At 39.6% G+C, this 12,233-nt stretch carries 13 protein-coding genes and 2 pseudogenes; all 15 read right to left on the bottom strand.

Annotated features, from left to right (window positions below; genetic code table 11):
* Nucleotides 1-209: 209 nt before the first annotated feature.
* A complete protein-coding gene (locus tag G4407_RS15410) occupies nt 210-464 on the bottom strand; it encodes a nucleotidyltransferase substrate binding protein (RefSeq protein ID WP_243868868.1) in 255 nt (84 codons plus the stop codon).
* 89 nt (nt 465-553) lie between these two features.
* Nucleotides 554-1,363: a HipA domain-containing protein gene (locus tag G4407_RS15405; RefSeq protein ID WP_173689585.1), complete on the bottom strand. Its 810-nt coding sequence runs from the start codon at nt 1,361-1,363 to the stop codon at nt 554-556.
* 5 nt (nt 1,364-1,368) lie between these two features.
* Nucleotides 1,369-1,917, bottom strand: coding sequence for a helix-turn-helix domain-containing protein (locus G4407_RS15400; RefSeq protein ID WP_173689584.1), 549 nt, complete (start codon nt 1,915-1,917; stop codon nt 1,369-1,371).
* 189 nt (nt 1,918-2,106) lie between these two features.
* A complete protein-coding gene (locus G4407_RS15395; RefSeq protein WP_173689583.1) occupies nt 2,107-4,632 on the bottom strand; it encodes a heavy metal translocating P-type ATPase in 2,526 nt (841 codons plus the stop codon).
* Nucleotides 4,633-4,720: 88 nt separating this feature from the next.
* Nucleotides 4,721-5,029, bottom strand: a complete 309-nt coding sequence (locus G4407_RS15390; RefSeq protein ID WP_173689582.1) for a metal-sensing transcriptional repressor — start codon at nt 5,027-5,029, stop codon at nt 4,721-4,723.
* A 78-nt stretch (nt 5,030-5,107) separates the two neighbouring features.
* Nucleotides 5,108-5,595 (bottom strand): annotated as a pseudogene (locus tag G4407_RS15385) (ATP-binding protein); the annotation flags it as partial.
* Nucleotides 5,596-5,654: 59 nt separating this feature from the next.
* Nucleotides 5,655-5,930 carry a nitrilase-related carbon-nitrogen hydrolase gene (locus G4407_RS15380; RefSeq protein WP_201856689.1) on the bottom strand — a complete coding sequence of 92 codons (276 nt, stop codon included), beginning with the start codon at nt 5,928-5,930 and terminating at the stop codon, nt 5,655-5,657.
* Nucleotides 5,931-6,091: 161 nt separating this feature from the next.
* Nucleotides 6,092-6,811, bottom strand: a complete 720-nt coding sequence (locus G4407_RS15375) for a hypothetical protein (RefSeq protein ID WP_173689581.1) — start codon at nt 6,809-6,811, stop codon at nt 6,092-6,094.
* 194 nt (nt 6,812-7,005) lie between these two features.
* A complete protein-coding gene (locus G4407_RS15370; RefSeq protein ID WP_173689575.1) occupies nt 7,006-7,146 on the bottom strand; it encodes an NUDIX hydrolase in 141 nt (46 codons plus the stop codon).
* Between the two features lie 243 nt (nt 7,147-7,389).
* Complete coding sequence (locus G4407_RS15365) at nt 7,390-8,553, bottom strand: RNA-guided endonuclease InsQ/TnpB family protein (RefSeq protein WP_173689580.1); 1,164 nt, start codon at nt 8,551-8,553, stop codon at nt 7,390-7,392.
* Nucleotides 8,501-9,160 (bottom strand): IS607 family transposase, encoded by a 660-nt coding sequence (locus G4407_RS15360; protein WP_173689579.1) that lies wholly within the window; start codon nt 9,158-9,160, stop codon nt 8,501-8,503. The genes G4407_RS15365 and G4407_RS15360 overlap by 53 nt, the downstream gene beginning before the upstream one ends.
* 107 nt (nt 9,161-9,267) lie before the next feature.
* Complete coding sequence (locus G4407_RS15355; RefSeq protein ID WP_173689578.1) at nt 9,268-9,858, bottom strand: sugar O-acetyltransferase; 591 nt, start codon at nt 9,856-9,858, stop codon at nt 9,268-9,270.
* Nucleotides 9,859-9,871: 13 nt separating this feature from the next.
* Nucleotides 9,872-10,348: a P-loop NTPase family protein gene (locus tag G4407_RS15350; RefSeq protein WP_173689577.1), complete on the bottom strand. Its 477-nt coding sequence runs from the start codon at nt 10,346-10,348 to the stop codon at nt 9,872-9,874.
* A 196-nt stretch (nt 10,349-10,544) separates the two neighbouring features.
* Complete coding sequence (locus G4407_RS15345; protein ID WP_173689576.1) at nt 10,545-11,648, bottom strand: RNA-guided endonuclease TnpB family protein; 1,104 nt, start codon at nt 11,646-11,648, stop codon at nt 10,545-10,547.
* A pseudogene (gene tnpA, locus G4407_RS15340) lies at nt 11,645-12,052 on the bottom strand (IS200/IS605 family transposase). Before tnpA ends, G4407_RS15345 begins: the two are co-directional and overlap by 4 nt.
* Nucleotides 12,053-12,233 lie beyond the last annotated feature (181 nt).

Raw genomic sequence — 12,233 nt, 5'->3', positions numbered from 1 at the left:
GTATAAAATTTTCAATGTTCTTTCAATTTAGCCTTGACTTTTTATTTGCAGGCTATAAATTTATGTTCGCATTTCTAAGTATCTCAAGAATCCACTTTGCCATATCCTGCACCTCTGGATATTCATCAAAACAGGCTATCTCTATTCTACTTGAATTTTTCCTATCTAATGGCAAAACAAACGCAAGTCATACACGACCTGCGTCTATCTTACATCCAATCGCCTTCAGCTTCGTCCAGCTTCTTCACCAGCACATCCTTAAGAACAAGAAAAGCCGGAATAAAACTGTCACGTATCAACATAATCATTTCATCAACTTCATTTTCATTATAAATGCGAACTGAAGTATTACGCTTTTTTAACATGAGTAACCATACTTCTGAATCATTGATAAACCCAATTTTATAACCTAACTGTAGAATTTCACGGGGCGATCCGCTGGAAGCTCCCTCCACACTATGCATTCTCATAATTTCCTATAACCAATTTTTTAAGCATAGCATATTTTTACTTAGTTAACAAGTATTCAGGAATATGTCAAGCAGTGCACCACTTACGAAAATAAGTAGGTATATTTTCGCATCTGTGCAAATATAATCATTTCTACCCGATTTCGGATTTCTTCTGGATATTCCTCTGCTTTTTCAAGCAATTCTGTTACATCATTTTTCGTAAATTGAAACCTCAGATTTATTTTATGCAGAGATTCCGAAATATCTAATTGTTCATCAAATTCACTACTTATTGTTTTTGACTGAACACGATCCATAAGCGCATAAACATCTCCCGACAAAGGATAATCCATCGTTGTATCTGCCAGTAAGCCCGCCCCATTATCAAAAATCGGGCAATATGCATAGTCCCCTTTTCCATTCATCAGAACCGCAATATTATGTGTGTGACGATCTTCATTCAGAAAAAATGCGTCAATCGTCAACAATTTATTCATATAAATGCCAAAATTCTGAAGTCCTGTCATTCGCTCTGCCTGCTGCACCAAAAAAGGTAAGCGTTCTTCATGTTCTGGTATTCTATACAAAGCTTTGTATAAACTTTCTCCGAAAAAGTTCTTGAACAACCGCTCCAGCGTGATAATCTGCCAATCTTCGCTTAGAAAGTTTTTGCTCTTCACACCATTATAAATCACAGTGCCGTATTTTATTTTTTCCAGATCATAGCCTACAAATTCATTCTCTGTCAGGGTTGACTTTTTCAGGAGATGGGAAATCATATATTCTGACAGACCTTCATAACCTGTATAATCTGCTTTATACCATATTCCCTCATTTTCCCATTTTAACTGGTTCCCTTTTGAAGACTGCCGGTCATTTTTCCGAATATTCTGCTCGAATAATTCTATCATTGTATCTACCTCTCTATGCGAATCCAAAAATCATCTTCTGCCATTCGTCCTTCAGTCTTCTCTATAATCATAATTGGATCATAAAATGGTAGTCCCAGATCCTTCAATATCAATTTCATCTTATCTCGGCTTTCCGGGAAACATCTTGACTCCAGGAACTCCTGATAATCATTATAATTCGGATCTTCTACCGTACCAAAAGCACGGAACATAACCTTATCTGTATAATTTCTTATTTTCACTTTTCGTTCCCGCTCATTCACATCAATCAAAGTGCATACATTCTGTTCATACATATACCATATTCTGAGCGGCCACACTTTTTCCGGCACCTTCACTTCCTGCTCATATTCCGGATATTTCTGCAACATTTTTAATAATGGAACAATTGGTCCGCGAATCACTTCTTCGCTTCTCTCCCAACGTTCTACTGTCGGCTTGGAACAATTGATAAATTCTGCAAACTCTTTCTGCGTCAAATGCAATCCTTTCCGAATCTGTTTAATTTCCTTTGCAGTCGTATATTCTGGTGTTATAAATAACCTTTCTCTCATAAATTCACCTTCCAGTTTTATGATTCCCGACTTTTTCTTTATTAAATCACAAAATCTAATATTCGTAAACAAAAACCATTATTTTGATTGTTTATTTCATAATAAATCAATCAAAATAATGGTTTTCTCCATGTTTTTCTTCTTTATAGTATTGTAATTTCTAACAATCTTTATTTTTCGGACTTAATCCTACTCAATCCCTGTCACTTTGTAGTCTTTGTCTTCGACAGCTTTTTTCAGTACCTCATCTGCGACTTCTGCTGCCAGGGTTACAACTGCTGTTCCATTTTCATGGCTTACTTCTGCCCCTTCTACTCCTTCGATTGCTTCCAGAGTTTTCTTTACAGTTGCCTCACAGTGTCCACACATCATACCTTCGATCTTCATTGTTTTTGTCATTGTCTTTTCCTCCTTAATTTCTCTGACTTTTGACTTTATCTTCTTATCCTTGCTGGCATCATACATCTTGAACCAGTTCAGACGAAGTGCATTGGTTACTACGCAGAAGCTTGAAAGACTCATTGCCGCTGCGCCAAACATCGGATTTAATTTCCACCCGAAAAGCGGATACCATGCGCCTGCTGCAAGCGGGATTCCGATTACATTATAGAAGAATGCCCAGAACAGGTTCTCATGGATATTTCTTAAGGTTGCCTTGCTCATGCGGATGGCTGCCGGCACATCACTTAACCGGCTTTTCATCAATACTACATCTGCCGCGTCAATGGCAATATCCGTTCCCGCACCGATGGCAATTCCCATATCCGCTCTGGTAAGTGCCGGTGCATCATTGATTCCGTCACCGACCATGGCAACTTTTCCTTTTTTCTTCAATTTCCGGATAACTGCTTCTTTTCCATCCGGAAGAACATCTGCGATAACTTCATCTACGCCAGCCTGCCGTCCGATTGCTTTTGCGGTTCTCTCATTATCACCGGTCAGCATGACTACATGGATTCCCATATTCTGCAGTTCTTTGACTGCCTCCGGGCTGTCCTCTTTGATAACGTCCGCTACTGCAATGATTCCGACCAGCTGGTCTTCTTTTGCAAAAAACAGCGGAGTCTTTCCTTCTGCTGCCAGATCTTCTGCTTTTTTTTGCGTTCCTGCATCCACAGAAGTCTTGGCCTGGATAAATTTCTTATTGCCGCCATAAATGGTCTTTCCTGCAAGGACTGCGGAAAGTCCGTTTCCAGGAACTACCCGGAAATCTTCTACTTCATCCGCATCGATTCTACGCTCCTCTGCTTCCTGCAAAATCGCACGTGCCAGTGGATGTTCACTCTTTCTTTCCAGTGCATAGGCAAATCCTAAAAGTTCTTCTTCTGAGATACCCTCTGCCGGTATCATATCGGTTACTTTCGGTTCGCCGCTTGTAATGGTTCCGGTCTTATCCAGAGCTACGATCTGCATTTTCCCTGTCTCTTCCAAGGATACTGCCGTCTTGAACATGATTCCGTTCTTTGCCCCCATCCCGTTACCAACCATAATGGCAACCGGTGTGGCAAGTCCCAACGCACAAGGGCAGCTGATCACAAGCACGGAAATTCCTCTTGCAAGTGCAAATCCAACGCTCTGCCCTGCGATCAGCCATACGATCGTTGTCAGTACCGCAATAGTAATAACCGCCGGTACAAATACGCCGGATACCCGGTCTGCAATCTTTGCAATTGGTGCTTTGGTCGCGGCTGCATCGCTGACCATCTGAATGATCTGTGAAAGGGTAGTATCCTCTCCGACTCTGGTTGCCTCGCATTTAAGGAAACCGGACTGGTTCATGGTTGCTGCGGATACCTTGTCGCCTTCTGCTTTATCGACCGGGATACTTTCTCCGGTGAGTGCTGCTTCATTGACCGCACTGGTTCCTTCCAGCACGATACCGTCTACCGGTATATTTTCACCCGGTCTTACTACAAAAATGTCACCTTTTTTCACCTGATCGATGGAAACTTCTGTTTCCACACCATTTTTCAGGACAACTGCTGTCTTCGGAGCCAGTTTCATCAGACTCTTTAACGCATCCGTTGTCTTTCCTTTGGAATGTGCTTCCAGCATCTTTCCGACTGTAATCAGTGTCAGGATCATGGCTGCTGACTCAAAATAGAATTCATGCATGTAAGACATCACGCCTTCCATGTCCATCTTCACCTGTGCATCGGTCATTGCAAATAAGGCATAGGTACTGTAAATAAAGGATGCTCCTGATCCCAGTGCAACCAGAGTATCCATGTTCGGCGCGCCATGAAGGAGTCCCTTAAATCCATTGATGAAGAACTTCTGGTTGATCACCATGATAATTCCGGCAAATAACAGCTGGATCAGTCCCATTGCCACATGATTTCCATCCAGAAATCCCGGCAGTGGCCAGTTCCACATCATATGTCCCATGGAAATGTACATCAGCGGGATCAGAAAACAAATGGATGCGATCAGGCGCCGTTTCATAACCGGTGTCTCCCGGTCTTTCAGGGCATCTTCATCCATCGAAGCACCTTTACTTTTTGCTCCTGCATCTGCCCCTTTTACCGAAGCACCGTATCCTGCTGCCTCAACCGCTGCAATAATCTCCGACTGAGATGCAGTTCCTTCTACTCCCATCGAATTCGTCAGAAGACTCACCGAACAGCTTGTAACGCCCGGCACCTTCGATACTGCCTTTTCTACTCTGCTGCTGCAGGCAGCACAGCTCATTCCTGTTACTGTATATTGTTCCACAAAATCCACCTCACTCTTTGGCTTTGTCTGTCTTTTTTATTGTAAAGATTTCCCTGCGCTTTTCAGCTGAAAATCTAATACACTCCTGTTATTTCATCAGTTTCTGAAGCGTTGCAACCAGCTCATCAATTGTTTCATCTTTTCCCTCTCGGATATCCTCTGCCACACAGGTACGGATATGATTCGCCAAAAGGACTTTATTGAAACTGTTGAGCGCTGCATTGATTGCTGACACCTGAATCAGAATATCCGGACAGTATGCATCTTCTTCTACCATGCGCTTCACACCTCTGACCTGTCCTTCAATCCGATTCAGACGATTGATCATGTCCTTGTATTCCTTTTCAGATCGCTCTTTTTTCTTGTGACAGTGACAACATTCTTTCTTTTCTTCCATGTATCTCACCTCTTATCTTTTCTCTTTACGAGGGTTATTATATACCCCATAAGGGTATATTGCAAGAAGAATTTTTCTCATTTTAAAAGTATTTCTCGTCGTCTCAATAACAGGTTTTTCTGCCACATCAGCGTAAGCCCTATAATCTTACTGATTCCAGTACCATATGCTTCGATTAAATGCAACCAGTAAAATACATTTGCAAGATCCGGATTTCTGCATATAGAAATACCTGCCATCACATCCTCCAGCTCAATTCCAGGCATCAATCCTCCGATGGATATAAATTCCATCCGGTCTTCATAAATACTAATCAATGCACTTGCACTAAACGCATAATCCCTGTGAACCAGCAAATTTAACAATGCTTCTCTGACAGCGATTTCAGGATAATCCCTGATATCTATCCGCAGCAACTTTTCGATTGTTGCATGTGTCTGATTATGAAAATCAATATAATCGTAGACATCATTCATCTGTTTCATCAATGCCCCTGAAAATTCTCTACGGTCTTTAAACACCGTCTGATCCTTTCCCTGAAAAACAGCCCCTTTAATCGTGTCAATTGTGTCAATCGTGTCATTTTTTAATACAAACAATCATATTTTGACACGATTCCGCCACATTATACATAAAACTCTTTTCTCCTAAGCTGAGCATAAGGTCTTTTCTCCCGCACTTTCCCGGATTTCTCCAAGTTAAAATCCACATACACAATCTGCTCTGTGTCATCTGCCCGGGCAAGAATCTCTCCATTTGCATCGACAGCCATAGACTCCCCGGCAAAATCCATCTCCCCTTCCACTCCAACACGATTACACATTGCAATCGCATGCAGACTTTTTTCCATATTCTTTTCTACACTTCCCGAATTTGACATTTGTATCATCGCAAGCCTCATATTAAATATCCTCCTTATCTCCTTTTACTCCAAAATCAGATATTTCTTCTTATCTGCTGAAGTAAGATTTTTCCCGTTGAGCAAAAAATGAACAGGGAGTTACCTCTTCACGATTTTTGTCGTTACAAGTGGCAACTCCCTGTCTTTTATCTTTTTACTGTTTATTTAAAAGAAACATTCTCAATAATCACCTGATCAAACATCCTATGAAGTACTCTGCCCTGTTCATCTTCTCCGTTTCCATTCTGATAAACATTTGCTGCATAAACATCATACAAAACTTCCGCACGCTCCGCATCATCCAGTCCATTCAAGAATTCTGCGATTCCTTCATAAATGGCTCCTGCCAGATCTCCTTCCTGCGGATTATTTTCAACATACCACTCATAGTTTGTCTCGTTTTGTTCCTTCGCACTTTCTTTAAAAGAAATTGTTCCATCCTTGATTCCCTCAGATATATCTTCAATTCCTTTATCTTTATACCCTGCTTCTTCTGCTATAACAACAATCGTCGCCAATTCGTAGCTGCGTAAGTAATTCCAGTCCAGCGGAGTCCATAAATCCTTTGCCTCTGTTCTCTCTGCTATCGGTTCATACTCTGGAAATGTAAAGCTTGCCGGATCAATCTCATATTTATCCAGATACTGTGTCTTTACTTTCTCTTTTACCAGCTCTGCAAGCTTTTCTGTCTCCTCTTCTGTCAGACCATATGCATTTCTTTCGTCGGAAGAATCTGCCTCGTCTGCTGTCTCCGAAGCTTTCTCCGTATCTGTACTCTGTGAAGTCTCGGTCTTTGCAGTCTCTTCTTTCTTTGATGAACACGCCGTTGCCGAAACAGCCATCGAAAGTACCAGCATTCCAATTACAATTTTTCTCTTCATCTCTTTTCCTCCCTGTTCATTACACTTCACCTTTAAATAAAAAGCGTAAGCTTATTATACCCCCCCCCGGTAATTTTCGTCAATTTCTTATTATTTACAAGGCAAAAAGATTTACCACAGAATGTTCTTTCATTGTAAAGGAATCCCGACTTTCTTTGGTTCTCTCCCTTCGCCAATCATTCCCAATTTCTCCTTTATAAACATCCTCTTCTTGCCGCTTCTTCAATCAGCTTCGGCTGAATTAAAGGATATGTCCAGTCTTTTATCAGTTCATCGCATATGACAATTTTCTCAATTTCACTATGTATCTCTTCAAATCTCTGATCCTTTGCCATTTTGATTTTCCTCCATAAAATATCTAAATTTATTCTCGCTGTTTTTTCTTAACCTTTCCATCCTGGCTCATCTCGCCGTTACTGAAAACTTATAAAAAGTTACAAACTTCTATGTTTCATTCCTACTTCAACGAGTATGCTTTTGATGATATAAATATCTATCTACTCACAAGTTCTTGTACTCTCCATAGGCGTAAATTCCGGACTAACGTATCCGTACATATTTGCATTAACGTTTCAGTGTCAGCTTGCAAATCGTTCTCCATAACCCTTAAGATTTATTGATGCCTGGAAATCTCTGTCAATTATATTCCCACACTCACATCTATATTCCCTGTCAGATAATTTCAAATCTTTTTTGATATTTCCACAACAGCTGCAAAGCTTTGATGATGGATAAAACCGATCAGCCACAATAAGCTGGATCCTTTTATCACTGCATTTGTATTCAAGCTGTTTTCTAAACCAAAAAAATCCTTGTTCCTGAACTGCTTTGGATAAATGTCTATTTTTCATCATTCCACTGACATTCAGATCTTCAATACAGATAAATCTTGGTTTTCGATTTACGATCTCAGATATGGTCTGATTCAAATAGTTTTTACGGATGTTTGTTAATCTGTGATTTCGTTTTAATAAAAGTTTTTCCTTTTTGATTACATTATTGGTTTTGCAGTAACTTTCCCCTTTCTTATTCTTCTCGTAAGAACGAGAGATACTACGCTGTAATCTGCGTTTCTGTTTTTCTAGTTTCTTTACTTTCTGACTCTTATTAATGTTCTTATATTTAACAGCATCAGAGCAGACAGCCAAATCTTTGATTCCTAAGTCTATACCAACTCCATCATCATTAAGTGTTTCCTTGCAATCAGGAAATTCCACACATACACTGATCCACCAGTTCAATCCGTCAAAGGATATTCTCGGATTCATATATTTAACATCTGTTGGAATACGTCCATGTTCTGCAAGTCTTACCCAATTCATTTTCTGCTTATTTGCTTTCCTGCTGGAAGAAAAGCCTTCAAACTTAACGTGGGTATTACTGAATTGTATCTTAACATTGTCCTGATAGAACTTCGGCATTGATCTCTTTTTAGACTTGAATCTTGGGAATTTTTGCAAACCCTTGAAAAAGTTCTTATACGCAGTACAGGCATCTTTGATTGCCTGTTTGGTTACATTATTTGAAATATTCAGCAGCCATGCGTATTCATCAGAATGTCTGAGCTTTGTAAATTCTTTTCTGAGTTCTGAATCTGAAATGAATTTGCCACCTTTTTCATAATTTTCTTTTTCCCTGGCCAAAGCCCAGTTATAAGCAAATCTTGAAGCACCTGCGTACTGAAACATCTTAGTTTTCTGTACGTTGTTTGGTATCAGCATTACTTTTATGGCTTTTACCATCTGTTTCCTCCTGTATCAATTCCCGGATAAGTTTCTTAGCTTTGTTCGCTCGTTTTCCTTGTAATTTGCAGCTGAATACTGTGATTATTTGAACCAGATCTTCAACAAGTTCCTGCTGTTCAGATTTTTCAGTATTATCAATAATCTCAATCTCACAATTATAAAGTGAAGAGATATATTCTATCAACTCAAAACCAAATCGCAATAGCCTGTCTTTATATAAAACAACAACCTTTTCAACTTGATTTTGAGAGATTCGTCTAATCAATTCCTGAAGTCCTTTTTTCTTATAATTAATCCCAGAACCGATATCGCTTATTATCTCAAACGGCTGTCCTTTTGCCAAAAGATATGTCTTAACATTATCAATCTGTCGTTCCAAATCATCTTTTTGTTTATGGCTGGAAACGCGACAATATCCAATTGTAATGCGATTTTTAGGCTTTACATTTATTACCTGGTTGAGTTGCTCATCAGAATAATATCTATAGCCACTTACTGTAGTATGATGCGGATGAAGTTTTCCATTGGCATCCCAATTTCGTAATGTCTGAGCAGATACGCCTATAATTTTTGAAAATTCGTGTATAGAATAATATTTACTCAAAGTATCAACTCCTTTCAATAATATTCTAGTCTAATATCTTATAAAACTCAATATCTACTTATATGATTTTATAATTTATCTTTAACTGTTAATGACCTTCTTATTCCCTACGGACGATATCCGGTCTTATCCGCTTCCGTTATTTCGCGGATCACTTTACAAGGAACCCCAGCTGCAACCACATTTGCCGGAATATCCTTCGTAATCACACTTCCGGAACCTATGATCGTATTATCACCTATGGTTACGCCCTGGTTAATATGCACACCGGCTCCAACCCAGACATTATTCCCAATTCTGACCGGCTTCGCATAGCAGGCTCCGTGTGTCCGCTCCCATGCATCCATGGCGTGATTAGAGGTATAAATTCCAACTCTTGGTCCAAAGAGGACATTATCACCGATCTCAATGCCACCGCCATCCAGCATAATGCAGTCAAAATTTGCATAAAAATTATTCCCGATTGAAATATTATAACCAAATTCACACCGGAAATTCGGCTCAAAATGAACGCCTTTTCCAATGGATTTGAGCAGTTTTTTCAGGATCGCTTCCCGTTCTTCTGCCGGTTTCCCAAAACTTGCATTATATTCGTTAGTTAAAAACACCGTCTTTTCACGTGCTTCCACCAGCTCATCTGACAAATCATTATACATATTTCCATTTAAGATAAACTGTCTCTGTTCTTCTAAATTCATCGTCATTTCCTCCTCATTTCCATGCATCTATCTCTTCCCGCGATTTGAATATAATAATATTTTTATTCTTATATTTTCTTAACATCTCATTGATTTCCGGTATTTCATCCCTTGAAAAATTGATAATAAAATCTCTGAATTCTGCTGACAGTTCTTCTTCCTGCCATGGCATATCTTCTCTTTCACTTCCAATACGCTCTTCTGCGCCCGTAAGACACACACTGGTCGGCAGATCTAAAAAGAATACAATGTCACATTCTTTAAAACGCATTTCAAGCGTTCTTCCATAATTGCCGTCTATGATCCATTCATCCTGTTTTATAATTTCAGATAATTTTTCCTCAAACTCCTGCTTTGTTATCGTTGTCCTGTCCGGCTTATGCCAGATCATATCAAGATAATACAATGGAAGTCCTGTTTTGTCTCTGAGTCTTCTTGCAAATGTACTTTTCCCCGCACCGGGACATCCAAGTATCAGAACCTTTTTCATATTTATTTATCTCCTCATCCTTTTTCTACTAAGTGACATGCTCCCACCACTTAAATCACTGATTTTGAAGTGGGGGCTTCTTGCTCAATGGCTCTACTGAGCCAAGTATCTACAAGCTATCCTCGCGTGCCCCGCGATTCTTTTGCCCGGACACGGGCATGTTTTCTTATGATCCAATTGTCCGGATACGGACAGTTTATGCTGTCAACATTCTTCTTGCCTCTTCACGGATGTTGATTGCTGCATTACGATCTCTGTCCATCTCATTTCCACACGCACAGTGATAAACTCTTTCAGATAATTTCAGCTCTTGCTTTATCCTTCCACATTGACAGCATTTTTTACTAGAAGGAAAGAAACGGTCTACCTTTACCATTTTCTTTCCTTTCCACAACAGTTTATAGTCTAACATTTCCCGGAACATTCCATATCCATTATCCTGTATACTTTTCCCAAAGTGCCGGCACTGACTCATTGCTTTCATATCAATGTCTTCCACTGCAACTGCATCATAACCGTCTGCGATCTTTCGGCTGAGTTTGTGCAGATAATCTCTTCGCTGATTTCGTATCTTTTCATGACATTTCGCAACTTTCTTTTTCTGCAGTTCATAATTATGACTTCCTCGTACGCATCTTGACAACTTTCGTTGCTCCCTTGCCAGTCTTTTTTCGTTTTTTCTAAAAAATCCTGCTTCTTCTGTCTCAATCTTTTCTGAAAATACTGCCATACCCTGCATTGCGTAATCTATCCCAAGTATCCTTGCGGTACTATAATCTGGTTCAGCTGCTTGGTTTTCACAACTGTACCCTTCATACAGCAGGCTTGCAAAGTATTTGCCGGATGGTTCCATACTGACCGTCACTGATTTCAGGCAAAGTCCTTCTGCCGGCTCCCTGTGTTTTTTCATGGCAATCCATTTTAATTTAGGAAGCCGGATCCGCTTACTTTCCACCAGGATATTTCCATTAACCACATTCGTTGTATAGCTGTTTCTGGAATGATGTTTTGACTTGAACCTTGGAAATCCAATCTTGGGATCCCGAAAAAAATTCTTATATGCCTTTTCCAGATGAAGTTGGACATTTGCCAGTGCCAGCGAATCTACTTCTTTCAGAAATGGATATTCTTTTTTATACATGGCCGGTGTATGTTTTAACATTTTCTTCGTCTTTTCATACTCTCGAATCTTATCATTAAGCATCTGATTATACGGAAAACGACAACAGCCAAATGTTTTGCCAAGAAATATCTTCTGTTCTTCTGTCGGATAAATTCGGAAACGATATGCTATGTTCAATACTTCTTCTCTCCCTGGGTTTCAATGTATTGACGGATTACTTCTACTGGGGCTCCTCCAGCTGTCAACAGACAGAAACTCTGACTTCAAAAGGCTTCTTTCCAAAGTTTCTCTCTGATTTCCGGATATTCCTTTTTCAATAGTCTGCTACTGGCACTTTTATAAGCATTGATAAATTTACTAAGTTCCGTTCTCGGCTGCGCACGGAACATTACATGCACATGATCAATGTCATGATTCCATTCTTCCAGAACAATCCCATACCGTGGAGCAATATGTTCCCATATCTCTTTTGCTCTTTCTGAAATTGGATTCTCAATGACTTTCCTTCGATATTTTACTACCATGATCAGATGATAATACATCAGATACACTGAATGTGCATTATGATCTATTTTTTCCATGCAACTCAGTCCTCTCTCTAATAATCTATGTTTTCGACCTTTTCGACTGACTCTATTATACCACGGAATTCATTATCGAACAAATGTTCTTTTTTATTTTTGTACAATTCATCTCACACCTGCAGAACTTAAATGTATTTTTAACTTCCAGTTGGCAAGAGTAAATTCTAGTCTTATAGAA

The organism is Allocoprococcus comes (assembly GCF_013300725.1).
GTDB classification, from domain to species: Bacteria; Bacillota; Clostridia; order Lachnospirales; family Lachnospiraceae; genus Allocoprococcus; species Allocoprococcus comes_A.
Note: the sequence above shows the minus strand (reverse complement) of the source record. Positions and strands in the feature narration are given on the sequence as shown.